We start from the raw sequence: 20,449 nt of genomic DNA, 5'->3' as shown, positions 1-20,449 counted from the left end.
ACAGAGGTACTTACAGGATTAAGTGACACTGCAATTGTAACTGTTACTTATGATAAAATATTCCCAACTGCAGAGAATGACTTAAGTTCAGGAAACACACCTAATACTGCAGTGTCAATAAATCCTATTTTAAATCCATCTGGATTAGATAGCGATGCTGATGGAACTATAGATCCGGCTACTGTTAGTTTAGTAGCACCTGCAGGGGCGACAGCTGTTGTAGTGGATAGTAATGGAGATGTTACAAGCTTAGTGATACCTGGTGAAGGTACATGGAGTGTTGATCCGGTAACTGGAGTAATTACATTTACACCTTTACCAACTTTCAATGCAGATCCAACACCAATAGCATATAATGTTGAAGACAATGATGGAAACCAATCAAATGATGCTACGGTAACTATTGATTATAGCCCTATCGCAACAAATGATACAAACATTATTCCTGCTACCATTGGTCAGCCAGTTACAATAAATGTAATTGCTAACGATACAACAGGAGACTTAGTTGATATAACAACTGTTGAACTTGATCCATTGAGTGTACCAGGCGGTATTGCGATATCTCCAAAAGAGGTTAACGTACCAGGAGTTGGAACATGGATTGCAGATGATGCAGGAAATGTAACCTTTACTCCGGATCCAGCTTATACGCTTGATCCTCCGGTAATCAAGTATACAGTAAAAGATAATGAAGGAAATGTTTCAAATCCGAGTACAATCACTTTAGATTATGCTCCAATTTCTTCGCCAGATCTTTCGACTGGAAATCCAATTAATACGCCTGTTGTAATTGATGTGATTGCAAATGACATCAATGGAGACGTAATTGATCCAACAACAGTAAGCTTAGTAAATCCTGGAAGCGCTACAAACATTGTAACGGATGCCAACGGAGACATTACAAGTTTAGTAATTCCTGGAGAAGGAACTTGGAACGTTGATTTAGTAACTGGAACGGTAACGTTTACACCGAACCCAGGCTTCATTACAAACCCAACTCCAATTAATTATAATGTGGAGGATAATGAAGGAAATCCATCTAATAATAGTTTGATTACTATAGAGATGAAGCCGCAAGCTGATTTAGTTGTAACTAAAACAGATAGCAAAGAGAAGTATACACCTGGAACGAACAGCGTTTATACAATCGTTGTTAAAAATAATGGTCCGGCAGTAGCTACTAATGTGGTAGTACTTGACGATATTACAAGTCCAATTCTAGAAGCTGTAACCACATGGTCAGCTGTAGGAACGGGAACTTCGGTACCGCCAAATGCAAGTGGATCAGGTGATATTACAGCAGTAAATGCTACAATAGCAACTGTTGCAGTAGGAGAGACAGTAACTTATACGGTAACGATAGCGGTGCCAAGTAATTACACTGGAGAGCTAGTTAATACGGCGTCTGTTAGTTCAGATGTTGAAGATCCGGATACTACTAATAATAGTCAAACGGATATCGATACTATGGCTGCGCTTTCTGAAATTGCAGTAGTTAAAACAGTAGCTAGTACAAGTCCATATGAGGTTGGTGGGAACATTGAGTTCTTAATTACAGCAACTAATAATGGTCCTAGTGATGCAACGGGTATAAATATCGTTGACAAATTACCTAGTGGTTATAACTTAGTTAGTGTTACTCCTAGTATAGGAACATACACTCCAGCAAATGGATTATGGAACGTAGGTGGATTGACTAATACATCTTCTGCTACATTAACAGTTGTTGCTACAATAAATGAAACAGGTAATTATACCAATAGTGCAGAGGTAACTAAAGTTGATCAGTTAGATCCAAATGGTATTGTTCATGGTAACAATACTCCAAGTGAAATTGACCAGTCAGATGTTACTATTGTTCCAGTCAAAATTGTTGATTTGGTAACGACTAAAACAGTTGATAATTCTAGTCCTAATCAAGGAGATATCGTTAAGTATACTTTAACGGTTGTAAATAAAGGGCCTAGTACAGCTACGGGAGTGAATCTTACTGATGATCTACCAGCTGGTGTGACTTACATGTCACATGTTGCGACTGGAGGAACGGTCAATACATATTCTGGAGGTCTATGGACAATCGGAAGTATTAATATCGGATCTTCTGCAACATTGGTAATTGATGCTAAAGTTACTGCTGCGGGTACAACTGCTCAAACAGCAATTGTTAATACAGCAACCGCTGCTTCAGGGGATCAGTCAGATCCAACTACAGTTGGCGATGATTTAACTGAACCTATTACTGTAACTAGCGCAGATTTAGTAACTGAGAAATCAGTAAGTAATGCAACTCCTGCCGAAGGAGAAACGGTTACCTATAGTATAAAAGTTACTAATAATGGACCAAGCCCTGCAACAGCAGTAAGTTTAACTGATATTCTTCCTAGTGAAGTTACTTATACTAGTAATAGTCAAGGAGCAGATTATAATTATGGCTCAGGTCTTTGGTTAGTAGGTGATCTAGCAGTTGGAGAGATTAAAGTTCTTGATATTAACGTAATAGTTAAAGCTGGAATGGCAGGAAAAACAATTGTAAATACAACTACAGCAGCTAAAGGAGATCAATCAGATCCAACAAATGTTGGTAATGATTTAGATGAGACAATGATTGTTCAAAACAATGCAGATGTAGTACTTACTAAAGTAGTAGATAATAATTCTCCTAATGTAGGTGACACCGTAACTTATACTGTTACAGTAGCAAATAATGGTACAACTTTAGTAACAAACTTGGTTGTAACAGATGACTTACCTGCAGGTTTAACATATGTTTCTGGAACTCCTGCAAAAGGAACTTGGACATCACCTAATTGGACAGTGGGAACTTTGCTTCCTGGTGAAAAAGGGTCAATAGTTATAAAAGCTATTGTAGGTATGGATCAAGGAGGTCAAGTATTAACTAATACAGTTACAAATACTCAAGATCAAATGGATGTTAATTTAACACCAGATGATCCTTCAGAGACAATAACTGTTACAAGTTTAGATTTGGCTGTTGTTAAAACTGTAAGTAATGCAACACCTAACATTGGTGATACAATAACTTATACAATTCAAATTACGAATAATGGTGCTAGTGATGCTACTAATGTTAGCTTAACTGATAACTTACCAGTAGGAGTTACTTACATAAGCAATACTGTTTCAAGCGGTTTCTTTAACGCAGGATCAGGATTATGGACAGTAGGTGATATGACTAACGGTTCAATAGCAACTCTTACTTTAAGTGCTAAAGTAAATGAAGGTACTTACGGTACTACAATAACCAATACCACAACGGCGGTTAAGGCAGATCAATCTGATTCTAACTTGTCAAATAATATTGGTATAGTAGCTATAGTTCCAACGGCGTTCATTGATCTGCGTCTTACTAAAGAAATAGTAGCTAACGTTACTGCTCCTGAAGTTGGCGATATGATTACTTTTGAAATTAGAGTGATTAATGATGGTCCTACAAAAGCAACAGGGGTTCAAGTGGTTGATCTTATACCTTCTGGTTATAAGTTTATAAACTACAGTTCTTCTATTGGAACTTATACTCCTACAACGGGATTATGGAACATTGGCTTCATCGAAGTTGATAATACAGCAATCTTGTTAGTAGATGTCGAAGTTCTTAATTCAGGTGATTATCTAAATTGTGCTGAAATCACAAGAGCTAATGAACCAGACGTTGATTCAACACCGGGGAACGGTAATGTGAGTGAAGATGACTATGCGTGTGCTTCGGTATCACCTAATCAATCTGTAGATCTTGCAGTAGTTAAAACGATACTTAAAAATAATAGTAACCCTGAAGTAGATTCAGAAATATCATTTGAGATCTTATTAACTAACAATGGAAATATAGACGCAACTGATGTTGTCGTGTCAGATTTACTTCCTGCAGGTTATACATTTGTAAATTATAGTTCAACTAAAGGAATCTATGATTATGTGACTGGAGACTGGAAAGTAAGTAAAATACTGAATGGAGAAACTGAAATTCTAATTGTTGATGTTCTGGTAAATGAGTCAGGTAGTTACTTAAACTGTGCTACTATCACGGCATTACATCAAACAGATACTAATCCAGATAACAATGTGAGTTGTATCGCTGCTGAACCAATAGCAGTTATAGATTTAGAGTTAAGTAAAACTGTAGATAACATACAACCTATAGCCGAGACTAATGTTGAGTTTACAATTACGTTGACAAACAGAGGTCCAAGTAATGGAACAGGAGTAGTGGTTAAAGATTTGTTGCCTAGTGGATTTACTTTCGTGAATGCAACTACAACAACTGGAACTTACGATCAGGTTACAGGTTTATGGAACGTAGGTAACATTGCTATCGATCAAACACAAGTGTTAAAAGTTGTAGCCTTTGTATTGCCAGTAGGAGAGTTTACAAACGTAGCTGAAGTTATAGCTGCAAATGAACTTGATATTGACTCTACACCAGGAAATAACAAAATCCTTGAAGATGACCAAGATGCTGTAACGATTGAACCTGAAATTTCGATTGTATTATCAGAAGGTTTTACACCTAATGGTGATGGTATAAATGATGTATTCGAAATCCAACATTTACAAGTACTATACCCTAATTTTAGTATGGAAATTGTAAACAGATACGGAAACATTGTTTACCAATACAAACACAATGGGGATAAATTTACAACGCCTAAATGGTGGGATGGTTACTCTAACGGTAGATGGAATTTAACAAATGACACTCTTCCAGCAGGAACGTATTTCTATACTATCTACTTTAATAATGATGATAGAGCGCCGCAAACAGGGTGGATATATTTAAGAAAATAAACCAAAATAATAAAGGGAGAGGAATGATACCATTTCTCTCTCTTAATTTTAAATTTAACATACAGTCTATATGAAACTATTTAAATTACTGACAGCAATTTTTGTTTTCATACTATTTACATCTAGCGTTTACAGCCAGCAAGATCCACAGTATACGCAGTACATGTACAATATGAATATTCTAAATCCCGCTTATGCTGGTTCCAAGGAATATACAACTATTGGTATACTTGGACGAACCCAGTGGGTAGGAGTTGATGGAGCGCCACAAACGGCAACAATGTCTATCAATGGACCTGTGGGACGAAATGTAGGTTTAGGATTCTCGGTAATACATGATGAAATTGGTCCTGTAAAGGAAGATAACGTTTATGCTGACTTTTCATATACGATACACACTTCAGATGAAGGTAGATTAGCATTTGGTGTAAAAGCGGGAGCTACTTTTTTGAATGTTCGTGAGATTATTACAGTTGATCCAGATCCATTAAATACACCAATAAACCAAATAGCACCTAATTTTGGTTTGGGATTGCTTTACTATAAGGAGCGTTTTTATCTTGGTGTTTCTGCACCAAATATTTTAGAAACAAGGTATCTAGATAAAAGCAATGGAATTGTTTCTACAGCTTCAGAAAGGATACACTACTTTGCTACTGCTGGTTATGTCTTTGATCTTGATTACAACTTAAAATTAAAGCCATCCGCTTTAGTTAAAGCGACGACAGGTGCACCGCTTTCAGTTGATTTGTCTGTTAATATGTTGATTCAGGAAAAACTGGAATTAGGTTTATCAATGAGAATTGATGACTCTGTTAGTGCCATGGTAGGTTTCCAAGTTAGCAATTCGCTTAGAGTAGGATATGCATACGATTACACCACAACTAGATTTGGAAATTTCAATTCTGGTTCACACGAAATTATGTTGATCTTTGATATTAATAAGAAAAAATTGAAAAGCCCTCGTTTCTTCTAAAAACAAACAAACATGAAAAAAAATACTCTTATTATATTACTGCTTTTTGTAGTTCTGGGTCATGCTCAAGATGCCAATTATACTATTAAAAATATAGAAGATAATAGTAAATACTCCGATTTTGGTCCTACTTATTATGGCGATAATCAAGTGATTTATGCCTCGTCGAGAAAAGTGAAAGGAAAGAGGAATAAAACGTGGTACAAAAACAGTCAGCCATTTTTAGAATTGTACAAAGCTACTGTTGATAGTACAGGAGAATTTGTGGAATCTAATTTATTTTCAAAAAACCTGAATACAAAGTATCACGAATCAAATGTTGCTTTTACAAACGACGAGAAAACAATCTACTTCTCTAGCGATAATTACACAGATAAGAAAAGACATACTGATAAAGATGGATGGGTTTTAATTCAGCTTTACAAGGCTACAGTTGATAGTACTGGAACATGGGTAGATGTTAAAAAACTACCTTTCAACAGTGATGAATTTGATACGGGTCATCCATCATTAAATGCGGATAATTCGATCTTATATTTTACATCAAATAGACCTGGTTCATATGGTTTAACAGATATTTGGGCTGTAGATGTTTTGGGAGAAGATAGCTATGGCGAGCCGTACAATCTTGGTCCTAATGTGAACAGTACGAGAAGTGAAATGTTTCCATACATTGATACTGATAATGTACTTTACTATTCTTCTGATGGTAAAAATTATGGTAATGGAGGTTTAGATCTTTATGCTGTAAAAATTAAAGATCGATTGGGAATGAATGAGGCTGTCAACCTAGGTTTGCCTCTGAACAGTTTGAAAGATGATTTTTCAATGGTTTTTCAAAAAGGCAAGAAAACAGGACACTTCTCATCTAATAGAGATGGTGGAAAGGGAGATGACGATATTTATTATTTCGAAGAACTAGTTAATCCAATAATAGAAAATTGTAAGCAACTTGTTCAAGGTGTTGTTCGTGAAAAAGAAACTGGAGCTTTACTTCCAGGAGCCTTAGTAACCTTATATAATGCTAAAGGAGAAAAAGTTGAAAGTGTTATAGCCGATAAATTTGCAAGCTTTGCTTTTAATGTAGACTGTGAGGCAGGCTATAGAGTTACAGGTGCAAAAGAATTCTATGATATGGATGAAGAGTCATTTACAACTTCAAACGTTGCTGATCTAGCCTTATCAATTGGTTTAGATTTAGGGTCTAATGAGTTTGTTTTTGTAAGAGATAAACTAATGATTAAGATTAATCCTATTTACTTTGATTTAGATAGATCATTTATTCGACCTGATGCTGCGTTAGAGTTAGAGAGAGTACTTACTATAATGCAGAAATATCCTTTGATTAAAATCAGTCTAGGATCACATACAGATAGTAGAGCTGCTGACGCCTATAACTGGGCGCTATCTAATCGAAGAGCAAAATCATCAAAAGATTGGTTAGTCAAAGCAGGTATCGATCCTAGTAGACTTACCGCTAGAGGTTATGGTGAAACAGAACTCGTAAATACATGCTCAAATGGAGTTTCTTGTTCTGAATTTGATCACCAGTTGAATAGACGAACGGAATTTGTAATAACAAATCCCGAGGTTATAAAATAAGTAAAGTAAAATACTATTTTTAGGACTTTCAGTTTTAAGGATTGTAATAATATAAAGCCACTTCATGTAGAAGTGGCTTTTTTTATACTTAAATATATTTATCAAAAAATTCTCGAGAAGATATTTAAGCATTAAAAACAACAAATCAAGAAATAGTCATTAAATTTGTACCATGCAAATGGAGAAAAAAGACATACGAGCAGTATCAAAAGAAGTTTTACGCGAATTTTTTGTAACCAGTGGAGACAAAGCCTTTCGTGGAAATCAAGTATATGAGTGGTTGTGGAGTAAAGGAGCGCACAGTTTTGAGGATATGACAAATATTTCTAAAGAAACGCGTGCCATGCTGGAACAAAATTTTGTGATCAATCACATTAAAGTAGATACCATGCAAAGATCTGAAGACGGTACAGTAAAAAACGCCGTTCGCTTACATGATGGTTTAGTGGTTGAGTCAGTATTGATTCCTACTAATACAAGAACAACAGCTTGTGTTTCTAGTCAAGTAGGTTGTAGTTTAGATTGCAACTTTTGCGCTACAGCACGATTAAAAAGAATGCGAAACTTAGAACCTGCCGAAATTTATGATCAGGTGATAGCTATAGATAAGGAAAGTCGTTTGTATCACAATCATCCGCTTTCTAATATTGTTTTCATGGGAATGGGTGAACCATTGATGAATTACAATAATGTATTAAAAGCGATTGAAATGATTACTTCTGAAGAAGGATTAGGAATGTCGCCTAAACGTATTATGGTTTCCACATCAGGAGTACCTAAAATGATTAAGAAACTAGCTGATGATGATGTAAAATTCAAACTAGCGGTATCATTGCATTCGGCTATAGATGAAATACGTGCTCGAATCATGCCTTTTAGTGCTAATTTTCCTTTGGCCGATTTAAGAGAGTCATTAGAATATTGGTATAGAAAAACCAAATCAAAAATTTCTTATGAGTACGTAGTTTGGAAAGGAATCAATGACAATAAAGAATCAGTTGATGCCTTAGTAAAGTTTTGTAAATACGTCCCATGTAAGGTAAACTTAATTGAATATAATCCAATTGATGATGGTGAGTTTCAACAAGCCTCTGAAGAAGCTACAAACGCTTACATAAAGGCTCTGGAAGCTAGTGGAATTGTAGTCAAAGTAAGAAGGAGTAGAGGGAAAGATATTGATGCCGCTTGTGGACAATTGGCTAATAAAGAAGCTTAATTTAGTTTTATTTAAAATATGTAAAAAAGGGTTTGACAATAATGTCAAACCCTTTTTTTATGCGATTAAAAATAAGATATTCAGCATTATTAGATACTCATTAAATAGCCCGTAAGATTTTCTTTTTTGTTAAGTTCTAATTTTTTACGTAGTCTGTAACGGGCTAACTCTACGCCACCAGAAGAAATGTTCATAATCTCAACAATTTCTTTGGTAGACATATTCATTAGTAGGTAAGTAGATAAATCTAATTCTCTAGGTGAAATTGTAGGATGCTTTTCTTTAAGGCGTTTTAAGAATTCAAAGTGTACGTTTTTAATGTGTTTTTCTAAATCTTTCCAGCTTTTGTCGTTGTTTACCTCTTTGACAATACTTTTGTTAAGTTTTGTAACTTGAAATTTAGTTGCTTCGTCTAATTGGTTGTTGTCAATTTCTTTCAGTTTATGTATGATACCGTTAAGGACTTTGTTTTTCTTAGCGACTTGTAGTGAGTTGTTTACTAGTTCTTTGTCTTTAGATAAAATCTGAATTTGTAACTTGTCATTTTTGAGTTTTTCAATTTCTTTTTCTAATTCATGTTGCTCATGCCTAATTTTCGCCTCTTTTTCAAGATATAAACGGCGTTGTTCAATAGTTTCGTAATATTTGTTCTTTCTTATTTTTAGCTTTATCTGGTTAGATGTAATTATAAATAAACTAATCAGTAATACTACGTAAAAAATGTAAGCGAAATAATGGCGATACCATGGTGGTGAAATTTCAAATTCTAATGAAGCTACGTTTGATGCTATTCCGTAGCCATTTTTGGCTTTAATTTCCATCGTATAATCCCCTTCTTTCAAATTTGTATATTCTTTTATAGATAACGTTGTCCATGGATGCCATTCTGTTTCAAAAGGAACCAGTTTGTAACTGTACTTAACGTTTTCTTGGTTTTCATAGGTGGGTGAGGAGAAAGAAAATTTTACATGATTAGAGCGATAGGGAATCGTATATTCGGTTGTTTGGTTGTTTTTATAGTTGGTATTGATACTTTCTCCAGGGTATGAAAAGTTAGTAATAAATACCCGTGGTTTCGAAATATACTTACTGGATATTTCAGAGTCATAATGTGCTAATCCGTCTATGAGTCCTATGAAGATATTTTTAGAATCAACAGTATTAATCGAAACAAAGTTTTTAACCAAACTTCCTTTTAGATTGGCAAAAGGAGCAACGCTATTAATATATTTTTGTGCGTAATTTTTCTTTAAAACGCCTAATGACTCATTGTAAGTGTACCATAAATTGCCATGAGAATCTTCTTTAATGGAACTGATGAGTGGTACCTTCTTAAAAAGCGCCGTCATTTGTTTGTCTTTAAAAAATATTTCCTGCTCCTTTGAATACCTATAAAATTGATTTTGTGATTGAAAGTAAACTTTGTTATTAATTTTTTGGAGACTTTTTATGCCAGGAATAGTATTGCTAATTTTATGGTGTTTTGTTATGGTCTCAATTTCGGATAAATTAGCGGTTAGTTTTATTTGATAAATATACTGTTCCATATGAAGCCATATAAAATCATTATCGAGTTCTATTTCAAAACTATTTATGATTTCATTAAATCCTTTTACATGGTTTACTAAAATGAGTTTTCCGTTTTCTTTTTTGAAAATGCTAAAACCAGTATAACTGAGGCCTAGGATGTAACTGGGCTTATTGGGGATTGCTCTAAAGCCAAAATACCCATTAGGATCTAGTTTAGTTGCCGTTTTATTATTGATAACTAGTGCGCCTCTATTACTGGCACACAATAAAATAGTGTCAAATACTTGTATATTCCAAGCTTGTGCGTTTGTTCCTGGGACGAGTTTAAACGGTTCGTCTTTGAAGTCTTTATCCCAAGGATGATAAAACAAGCCTTGATTTGTGGCAATGTATAAGTTATTCTCAAATACTACAGATGAGTAAACAGTGCTGAGGTTATAGCTATAATCAAAAAAGGTAAAAGGCGAATTAATGTTGATAAAACTAATACCATTGTCGAGACCTAGCCATAGGTTTTTTTGGTCATCAATAAAGGAGGTTAATATAGTGTTGTTCTGGATTCCTTTATTGTGGTTAAGATGTTGTGTTATTTTGCCGTTTAAATCACAAATAGCGATTCCGTTTAAAACAGTATTTAGTACTATGAATTTTTTATCGATAATTATCCCTCCCAAAGAGGTGTTTTTTAAGACGAAATTATTTGCTTCGGTATTCCAAGGAGTTACTTTTCCGTCTTCATATATAAAAAGGCCTTTTTCAAGAGTCATAATTAGAAAGCGTTCTTGACTTAGTTGGAGCATAGACCAAATTTCGGTTCCGTTAAAATATTTAGTTCCAGCTATAGGATATAATTTTCCAGCACGTAATTCTAAAACACCTTCTGTTTTGTCTTGAACGTAAAGTTTGTTGTTAAGTACAAATGAAAACTGGAATTTTGTGGGTGCATTTATAGTACTGCATTTGTTGTTTTTGAAAATAAAAATTTTGGTAAATGACTGAAAAATGATTGTTTCATTGTAGAGGTGAACACGCCATATCAAGTTGATATCTTTCTTATCCTCAGTATTAAGTTTACTGGATAATGATTGATATACTAATTTTCCTTTACTGTTGGGTTTAAAATAGCCAAACTCGTTGTTACCTCCCACAAACACTACGCCGTGCTTGTCTACTTTTAAACTTCTTATAACAGATTTATTTGGGAGTTGATAATTTTTCCAGCTAGTTCCATTAAATTGAACTAAACCTTCATTATTCGCAAAGTAAATAATACCGTTTTTATCTTGATCAATATTCCAGTTTTGAGTTCCGGCGTTGTATACTGTACGTTTATAGTTTTTAATGTCAGGTAGACCAATGTTTTTTACTTGACTTTTTGCAGATAAAAGGCTAAATACACTTAATAATAGTAAGAATTTTTTAATAATTAATTTCATATTTATATAAGTGAAATGATGTTTTTAAAATTATGAAACACGAACTAAATGCAACATTTGTTGCATTTATAAGTTAAATAGTTAATAAAATATAAATGTAGTGTTTATTTTTATTTATTAACATTTTTGTAACAGTGATTTTTTGATTGTATAACTTTGATTTTAAGCTATTTGTAATTTTTTTGATGTGTTTTTGTAAGGTAATAAAAATCAAAATGATGTGTTTTTGTAAGTAATTTAAAATACCAATATCAAAATAATGTAGATACTTTAGCATTAAATTACTAATTAATTAACCAAAATTTTTAGAAAAATGAAATTAATAAAATCACTTATTTTTTGTTTTTCATCGTTACTATTCTCAGTTATAGCGCAAGCTCAAGATGTATCTGTTAATGGTATAGTAAATGATGAAAGTGGGATGCCAATACCAGGGGCATCTGTATTATTGAAAGGAACAAATAAGTCTACAACTTCTGATTTTGACGGAAAGTTTCAGATTCTTGCTCCTTCAAACGGCGTGCTTCTAATTAGCTTTATTAGATATGGTACCGTTCAAGAACCTATTAATAAGCGTACATCAGTTAAAGTACAATTAACACCAGAATCTCAAAATCTAAATGAGGTAGTGGTTGTAGGTTATGGTACTCAAAAGAAAAGTGTGGTAACAGGATCGATTTCTAGTGTCAAAGCTAAAGATTTAGAGAGTTTGCCAATCACTAGAGTAGAACAGGCATTACAAGGTAGAGTTTCAGGAGTTTCGATAGCTGCAAATGCAGGACAACCAGGATCAGCATCTACTATTCGTATTCGTGGATTTACAACGTTAAATAATAATGATCCTTTATGGGTTGTTGATGGAGTTATTATAGACAACGGAGGAATTGGATATTTAAACCAGTCCGATATTGAGTCTATTGAAGTTTTAAAAGATGGTGCTTCTGGTGCTATTTATGGTTCTCGAGCAGCTGCTGGGGTAATCCTAGTAACTACTAAAAAAGGAAAATCAGGAAAAATAAGTGTTAACTATACTGGTTTTACTGGAGTATCTCAAGCTGCTAAAAAAATTGATTTGTTAGATGCAACACAGTACACAACAATCATGAATGAAGCTTATACTAATGGAGGAAAACCAGCACCTTATTCTACTACCACTAACTACGGTAAAGGAACGAACTGGCAGGATGCTATATTTAATGATAGTGCGCAACGTACTTCTCATGAATTAAGTTTCAGTGGTGGTAACGAAGCTTCAACTTTTTATATGTCTTTTGGATTATTAGATCAAGAAGGGATTGTGACTTCTGAAATTTCGAACTATACTAGAAAAAATATTCGTTTAAACTCAAATCACAAACCAGGAAAGTATATTAAAATTGGACAAACATTAGGATACTCTAATGAAAAAACGATTGGTATTGGTAATACAAATGACGAGTTTGGGGGACCATTATCTTCGGCAATTAATTTAGACCCATTGACCCCAATTTTTGAAACGAACCCAAACCAAGCAATTTATCAGAATAATCCAAACGCGATCAGAGATGGTAACGGAAACTATTACGGAATATCTACAATTGTAACTCAGGAAAACACGAATCCATTAGCGTATACTAAAACGAGATTGGGTAATAACAGTTTCTCTGATAATTTTGTGGGGAATATTTTTATTGAAGCAGAAGTTTTACCGGGTTTGAAATTTAGATCTACAGCAGGGGGAAAATTAGCTTTTTACGGTTCAGATAATTTTACGCCTGTATTTTTCTTGAATGGTGCGACAAAAAGAGACAAGAACGAACTATTTAGATCGTATCAAAAATCATTTAGTTGGAACTGGGAAAACACATTAAATTATACTAAAAAACTTGGTGATCATAACTTTAGTGTTTTACTTGGTAAAGGTACTTACGTAGATAATATTTCTTCAGGAAATGATGTGACGTATCAAGGTGTACCTGCAACAACGCATAGTGAAGCTTCCTTTAATGTTGAAATCCCTATTACTGATAAAATTGCAAATGCATATAGCTCTCAAGCTTATGAACACAGAGTTGAATCTATTTTTGCTAGATTAAATTATGATTTCAAAGAGAAATATATTTTCACGGGAATTATTCGTCGTGATGGTTCTACTCGCTTTGGACCAAACAATAAGTATGGAACGTTTCCATCAGTTTCGTTAGGATGGGTGCCTTCAAAAGAAGGATTTTGGAATACTGATGGTGCCGTTAGCACTTTAAAAATTAGAGGTGGTTACGGAGTTACAGGAAATGACTCTTCACCTGACTTCTTATACATTTCAACTGTTGGTATTAAGAGAAATTATACCATTGGAGGAATTCCTATTCCAGGACAAAGTCCAAACGCTTTGCCTAACCCTGATTTAAAATGGGAAGAAACCAAACAAGCAAACATTGGATTTGAGATGAATTTTCTTCGAGACTTCAATTTAACTGTTGATTTATTTAATAAAAAAACAGAGGGTATCATCATGCCAGTACCTAATCCTGGTTATGTGGGTGCGACAGGAGATTCTTACGCAAACCTTGCGAGTATGGAAAATAAAGGTATAGATGTCGAGCTAGGATACCGTAAAAAAATAGGAGCTTTAAACCTTGCTGTTAATGGTAACTTCTCTTATATCAAAAATGAAATTACCTATCTTGATAAAGGGGTTAATTTTATTGCAGGGGATGAAACGGTACAATCTAGTTCTTATGAAATTAATAGAACACAGGTTGGTCAGGCTTACAATTCTTTCTATGGTTTTAAAACCAATGGTGTTTTTCAAAATCAAGCAGAAATTGATTCTTATAAAAATACTGCAGGAGTTGTAATTCAACCAAATGCTAAGCCAGGGGATTTTCGTTGGCAAGATTTAAACGGAGATGGTGTGATCGGTGGTGAGGATAGAACGTTCCTAGGGACATCGTTGCCTAAATATACTTACGGACTTACACTAAATTTAGATTACAAAGGAATTGATTTATTAGTTTTTGGTCAAGGAGCAGGAGGGAATAAAATTTACCAAGGGTTAAGAAGACTAGATATCATAAATGCAAATTACCAAACAGAGGTTTTAGGCCGCTGGACTGGTGAAGGATCTACAAATAGTTACCCTAGAGTGACTACTGATGATACTAATAGAAACTTCAGTAATCCATCTGATTTTAATTTACAGAAAGGTGATTTCTTTAGATTCAAAACAATCCAGTTAGGGTATTCTCTTCCTTCAGATTTAGTTAACAAAGCTTCTTTACAAAAAGTGAGGTTTTACATCACAGGAGAAAACTTAATCACAATTACTAAGTATACTGGTTTTGATCCTGAAGTTGGAGGGCCAACCACGGCTGGAATGGACAATGTACAAGGTGTTGATAGAGGGTATTATCCTCAGGCAAAATCGTACATGCTAGGAGTTAATTTGCAATTTTAATTAAAAATAAGATATTATGAAACTTATAAGTTTTAAACAATCAATCGTCGCTGTTGGAGTGTTATTAGCACTTGGATCGTGTGATACTGACGAAAAATTAGAGGTAAAAGGGGATGGAGTAGTATTAGAAAGTAATTTTTATAGAAATGAGACCGAAGCTTATTCTGGTTTAGTAGCAGCCTATGATAAAGTAGGGAAGTTTGCTGGTTCAATGGAAACTGCTCCGTTGTTATTCTTAAATTCTGCTTCAGATGACTTTTACGCGGGAGGAGGTAATTCAGGAGATCAACCCGGTCTTCAGGTAGCATCAAACTATACGGTGAGTCCGTTTAATATTCCGCCAGCTATTTGGTCAAATTATTATCAAGGTGTTTTTAGGTGCAATGTCATGATCCAAAAACTTCCTGATGTCCCTATGGATGCAACCAAGAAAGCAAGGTTCATGGCCGAAGTAAAAACCTTACGTGCTTATTATTATTTTGACCTTGTTAGAATGTTTAAAAATGTTCCTTTAATTCTAGCGCCACTCTCTAAAGATGAGGTTCCAGATGTAATGCAAGCAAAACCGGAAGATGTTTACATCCAAATGGAAAAAGACTTAAATGAAGCCATTGGTGATTTACCTATTACTATTATCGAAGGGGAATCAGGACGTTTTTCAAGAGGAGCTGCAACGGCACTGTTAGGAAAAATATATTTGTATGACAATAAAAAAACAGAGGCTGCGGTTGAATTTGCTAAAGTAAATGGAACTCCAGGAGCAACAAGTAGTTATGGTTATAAATTAATGCCTGCTTTTGCTGATTTATGGAATCACATCAATAAATTTAATACAGAGTCTATTTTTGAAATTGCTTATTCGGATAAATCCAATGCTGATTGGGGGAATTTTGAGTTAGGAAATGACGAAGGAAATGTGGCTTCTCAATTAATGGGAATGAGAGATTACTCTAGAACTGCAACAGGAAAAGCAGCTGGATTACCTGATTATATTAATGGATGGGGTTTTATGACTGCAATGACTGACTTAGCAACTGCTTTAAAAACAGATCCTCGTTTTGCATCGACGCTTTTTGATGCAGCAGCCGAAAGAACTGCTGGACGTATCACTTACACAGATAGTTATAACGAAAAAGGGTTTCATTTTATAAAATATGCAGCGGTTAACAGTGATATTACTGCGGCTAATCCTTTCTTGAATTTTTCTATTAATACCTATATTATTCGTTTGGCCGATACTTATTTAATGGAAGCAGAAGCTTTAAACGGAAGTGGAGCAAGAGCTCAAGCGCTTCTTGATGCGGTTAGAGCTAGAGTTGGTTTACCATCAGTTCCTGTTTCTATGGCTGCAATTATGAATGAAAGAAGATTAGAACTTGCCGGTGAAGGACACCGTTGGTATGATTTAGTACGTACGGGTGAAGCAGCTGCAAAATTAGCTTTTAAAGGTTTTACTGCTAATAAAAACGAGTCAATGCCAATACCATACAGTGAGTTTAATAACACTAAGATGGTTCAAAATACAGGTTATTAATACATTTTGAGTTAGTTTAATTGAGTTAGGTTTAAATAGCCCATATTCATTTTGTTTATGGGCTATTTTTAAATAATGTCTTTTAAAGTAGTATTACAAGAATTTAAAAATACAATAATGAAAATTCCAAAGTACACATTACTATGTTTGCTGTTTTCGTTTGTAGCATTTTCGCAAAAGCAAAGTAAACAAGATATTGCTACAGCAGCTAAAAAAATCACAGTATATACCACTGCCGAAAATACAAAACTCAAGTTGAGTCCTACAGCTAATTTGTTTTTTTCGAAAGCAATGCAGCCTTTAGAAACACAATTAGCAATCGTGGTGGAACCTAGAAAAACGTTTCAAAATTTTTTAGGTATTGGAGGTGCAATTACTGATGCAAGTGCCGAAGTTTTTGCAAAATTACCAAAGGACAAACAGCAAGAATTTTTGACATCCTATTACGATAGAGAAAAAGGTATTGGCTATTCTCTGCTAAGGACAACGATACATAGTTCTGATTTTAGCAGCGAAAGCTACACTTATATTAGAGAAGGAGATAAGGATTTAAAAAGTTTTTCTATTGCTCACGATCAGCAATATAAAATTCCGTTAATTAAGCAAGCAATAAAAACAGCTGGTGGTAAATTAACAACTTATGCGTCTCCATGGAGTCCCCCCGCTTTTATGAAAAGCACAAATAACATGCTGCAAGGAGGTGTTCTTTTACCAGAATATGACCAAGCTTGGGCAAATTATTATGTGAAATTTATTAACGCTTATGAAAAAGAAGGTATTCCTATCTGGGGATTAACAATTCAAAATGAACCTATGGCTAAACAAACATGGGAATCGTGTTTGTATACTGCCGATGAGGAGCGAGATTTTATAAAAAATTATTTAGGACCAACACTAAAAAAAGAAGGTTTAGGAAATAAAAATATTGTTATCTGGGATCACAACAGAGATTTAATGTATGAAAGAGCAAATACAATTCTTTCTGACCCTGAAGCAGCAAAATATGTTTGGGGAACTGCTTTTCATTGGTACGAAAACTGGTCTGGAGGAGAACAAATGTTTGATAATGTTCGAAAAGTTTATGAAGCCTATCCCGATAAAAAGCTATTGTTTACTGAAGGCTGTGTAGAACGTTTTGATGCAAATAAATACCAGTTTTGGCCTAATGCCGAAAGATATGGTAAAGCAATGATTAATGATTTTAATAATGGAACCGTGGGCTGGACAGACTGGAATATTCTACTAGATCAAAATGGAGGCCCAAATCATGTGGGGAATTTCTGTTTTGCACCTGTTCATGCAAATACCAATACGGGAGAACTAATCTATACGCCTTCGTATTATTATATTGGACATTTTTCTAAATTTATTCGAGTTGGTGCAAAAAGAATCAGTTCAGCAGTAAGCAGAAGCGCTTTAATAAGTACTTCTTTTCTTAATTTAGATGGAACTGTAGTGACTGTGGTTATGAATGATTCTGATAAAAGTATCACGTATAGTTTAATGGTATCGGCTAATCAAGCCGAGGTTGTAATACCTCCTCATGCCATGCAAACCCTAGTTTATTAGTGTAAGATCGCTTTCGCGAAAGCAAAAATTGCTTTTAAAAGTGTATAAAATTTAAAATTAAATATGAAAAATACAGTAGTGTTATTAGTTGTCTTTTTGTTTGCAGGAACCGTTTGGAGCCAAGAAGTAAAAAACAATAAATCAGCAATAGATAATAAAGTAGCTGCTTTATTGTCTAAAATGAGTATAGAAGAAAAAGTAGGTCAAATGACTCAAATAACCGTTACTAATTTTGAAGTAACTGGAAAAAAAGGAATTCTTGATGCTGCAAAACTAAAAGAAGGAATTCAAAAATACCATATAGGATCCATTTTAAACGTTCCTAATCCAGGAGCTCAAACTATTGAACAATGGAAAGGAGTGATCTCAACCATTAGCACTGAAGCTAATAAGACGAGATTGAAAATCCCTGTTTTATATGGTATTGACGCCATTCACGGTGCAAGTTATACACAAGGAGCGACTTTATTCCCGCAGCAAATAGGTTTGGCAGCAACCTTTAATACCGAATTGGTTAAAAAAGGAGCGCAAATTTCAGCTTATGAAACACGTGCTTCTTCTATACCTTGGGTTTTTTCACCTGATTTAGATTTCCCTAGAAATCCAGCTTGGTCAAGAATGTGGGAAACTTTTGGTGAAGATGCTTATCTATCATCAAAAATGGCTGTGGCTTTAGTTGAAGGTTATGAAGGAGACGGAGTGGGATCTAAATATCAAGTAGCATCGTGTATGAAACATTACATAGGTTACGGAAGCACCACTAGTGGAAAAGACCGTACGCCAAGTATTATTCCTGAACGTATTTTACGTCAGTATGACTTGACAATTTACCAAGCTGCTATTAAAGTGGGTGCCAAAAGTGTGATGGTAAGTTCAGGGGAGATCAACGGAACTCCAGTGCATGCAAGCAAACATTTAATTACCGATATTTTAAAAAACGAGTTGGGTTTTTCAGGCGTTGTGGTAACGGACTGGAAGGATATTATTTATTTATATACCCGTCATAAAGTGGCTGAATCAAATAGAGATGCCGTTAAAATTGCTGTTATGGCAGGTATTGATATGAGTATGGTTCCTGAAGACTTTACTTTCTATACTGATTTAGTAGACCTTGTTAATAAAGGTGAAGTACCTATTTCTCGTATTGATGATGCTGTTTCTCGAATTTTAAAAATGAAATTTGAACTGAATTTATTTGAGAATACAGTAGCTGATCCCAAAGATTACCCTGCTTTTGGTAGTGAGGAACACATTGAAAAAGCGTATCAAACGGCAGCGGAATCAATTACTTTATTAAAAAATAAAGAAGCTATTTTACCTTTAGATAAAAACGAAAAAATATTAGTTACAGGTGCTACGGCAAACAGTATGAAGTACCTTAACGGAGGTTGGTCTTATACTTGGCAAGGAGAAAATTCAGATACTTATGCTGCGGATAAATTCACAATTCTGGAGGCTTTTCAAAACAAAATTGGGAAAGAAAATGTATTGTATACACCAGGCGCAGATTTAGAAATTGAAAATGATGCTGAAATAGAAAAAGCAGTTGCTCTTGCAAAACAAGCCTCTAAAATTGTTTTGTGTTTAGGGGAAAAAAATTATACCGAAACACCGGGGGATATTAGTAATATATACATGAGTGATTCACAAATAAAATTAGCTTTGGCTTTAGCCAAATTAGACAAGCCAATTATCTTAATTTTGAATGAAGGCCGTCCAAGGTTGATTAGTGATTTTGAATCAAAAATGAATGCGGTCATTCAATGTTACCTTCCCGGAAACGAAGGAGCAAGAGCTTTAGTAGATATAGTGTATGGAGAGGTGAATCCAAGCGGAAGATTGCCTTATAATTACCCAAGATATCCAAATTCATTAGAAAAATACAATAGAAAATATACCGAAAGTATTTCAGAAGGGGAGCAAAATGACGATGCTAAATATGAAAAAAGTTACTTGCCACAATATGAATTTGGTACCGGTTTATCCTACACGACTTTTAAATACAGCAATATAAAAATTGATAAAAAAGAGATAAGCAGTTCAGATGATATTACAGTTTCTGTTGAGGTGACTAATTCAGGGTCTTCACAGGGTAAAGAAGCAGTTTTGTTGTATTTATCAGATAATGTAGCGTCAATTACGCCTGAATTTAAATCGCTAAAACGTTTTGAAAAAATTGAATTGGCGCCAGGAGAAACTAAAAAAGTTTCATTTACTTTAAATCCACAAGATTTAAAATTTGTAAACAACGACTTAAAATGGATTTCAGAAAAAGGAACGTTTACGATCCAAATAGGAGATCAAAAAGCGGACTTCTTATTACAGTAAGGGGTTTAGCTTAGAA

Annotated in this window: 9 protein-coding genes; 8 read left to right on the top strand and 1 reads right to left on the bottom strand. The window is 34.5% G+C overall.

Annotation, left to right across the window (positions count from 1 at the left end; genetic code table 11):
• The 4 genes from HNQ00_RS05925 to rlmN all read left to right on the top strand — a co-directional run.
• On the top strand, window positions 1–4,806 hold a 4,806-nt coding region (locus HNQ00_RS05925), incomplete at its 5' end, for a T9SS type B sorting domain-containing protein (RefSeq protein WP_173837396.1).
• Between the two features lie 70 nt (window positions 4,807–4,876).
• Window positions 4,877–5,782, top strand: a complete 906-nt coding sequence (locus HNQ00_RS05920) for a PorP/SprF family type IX secretion system membrane protein (protein WP_173837395.1) — start codon at window positions 4,877–4,879, stop codon at window positions 5,780–5,782.
• A 12-nt stretch (window positions 5,783–5,794) separates the two neighbouring features.
• Window positions 5,795–7,384, top strand: a complete 1,590-nt coding sequence (locus tag HNQ00_RS05915) for an OmpA family protein (protein WP_173837394.1) — start codon at window positions 5,795–5,797, stop codon at window positions 7,382–7,384.
• 172 nt (window positions 7,385–7,556) lie between these two features.
• Window positions 7,557–8,600: a dual-specificity RNA methyltransferase RlmN gene (gene rlmN / locus HNQ00_RS05910; protein ID WP_173837393.1), complete on the top strand. Its 1,044-nt coding sequence runs from the start codon at window positions 7,557–7,559 to the stop codon at window positions 8,598–8,600.
• Window positions 8,601–8,689: 89 nt separating this feature from the next.
• On the opposite strand, the gene HNQ00_RS05905 is transcribed toward rlmN, so the two are convergent.
• Entirely contained in the window at window positions 8,690–11,566 is a 2,877-nt protein-coding gene (locus tag HNQ00_RS05905; protein ID WP_173837392.1) for a triple tyrosine motif-containing protein, read from the bottom strand.
• Between the two features lie 313 nt (window positions 11,567–11,879).
• Here HNQ00_RS05905 and HNQ00_RS05900 point away from each other — a divergent pair, with 313 nt between their 5' ends.
• From HNQ00_RS05900 to HNQ00_RS05885, 4 genes are all read left to right on the top strand, one after another.
• On the top strand, window positions 11,880–15,002 hold the full coding sequence (locus HNQ00_RS05900; protein ID WP_173837391.1) for a SusC/RagA family TonB-linked outer membrane protein: 3,123 nt from the start codon (window positions 11,880–11,882) through the stop codon (window positions 15,000–15,002).
• A gap of 16 nt (window positions 15,003–15,018) precedes the next feature.
• Window positions 15,019–16,536 carry a RagB/SusD family nutrient uptake outer membrane protein gene (locus HNQ00_RS05895; RefSeq protein WP_173837390.1) on the top strand — a complete coding sequence of 506 codons (1,518 nt, stop codon included), beginning with the start codon at window positions 15,019–15,021 and terminating at the stop codon, window positions 16,534–16,536.
• A 117-nt stretch (window positions 16,537–16,653) separates the two neighbouring features.
• A complete protein-coding gene (locus HNQ00_RS05890; RefSeq protein ID WP_173837389.1) occupies window positions 16,654–18,105 on the top strand; it encodes a glycoside hydrolase family 30 protein in 1,452 nt (483 codons plus the stop codon).
• A 63-nt stretch (window positions 18,106–18,168) separates the two neighbouring features.
• Window positions 18,169–20,433 (top strand): glycoside hydrolase family 3 N-terminal domain-containing protein, encoded by a 2,265-nt coding sequence (locus HNQ00_RS05885; protein ID WP_173837388.1) that lies wholly within the window; start codon window positions 18,169–18,171, stop codon window positions 20,431–20,433.
• Window positions 20,434–20,449 lie beyond the last annotated feature (16 nt).

This window comes from Flavobacterium aeripolare, assembly GCF_013294025.1.
Classification (GTDB): Bacteria; Bacteroidota; Bacteroidia; order Flavobacteriales; family Flavobacteriaceae; genus Flavobacterium.
This window is presented reverse-complemented; position numbering and strand designations above follow the sequence as displayed.

Coding starts and splice junctions, on each gene's coding strand:
- HNQ00_RS05905 (WP_173837392.1), bottom strand. CDS start 11,566: ATGAAATTAATTATTAAAAAATTCTTACTATTATTAAGTGTATTTAGC.
- HNQ00_RS05900 (WP_173837391.1), top strand. CDS start 11,880: ATGAAATTAATAAAATCACTTATTTTTTGTTTTTCATCGTTACTATTC.
- rlmN (WP_173837393.1), top strand. CDS start 7,557: ATGCAAATGGAGAAAAAAGACATACGAGCAGTATCAAAAGAAGTTTTA.
- HNQ00_RS05890 (WP_173837389.1), top strand. CDS start 16,654: ATGAAAATTCCAAAGTACACATTACTATGTTTGCTGTTTTCGTTTGTA.
- HNQ00_RS05895 (WP_173837390.1), top strand. CDS start 15,019: ATGAAACTTATAAGTTTTAAACAATCAATCGTCGCTGTTGGAGTGTTA.
- HNQ00_RS05885 (WP_173837388.1), top strand. CDS start 18,169: ATGAAAAATACAGTAGTGTTATTAGTTGTCTTTTTGTTTGCAGGAACC.
- HNQ00_RS05920 (WP_173837395.1), top strand. CDS start 4,877: ATGAAACTATTTAAATTACTGACAGCAATTTTTGTTTTCATACTATTT.
- HNQ00_RS05915 (WP_173837394.1), top strand. CDS start 5,795: ATGAAAAAAAATACTCTTATTATATTACTGCTTTTTGTAGTTCTGGGT.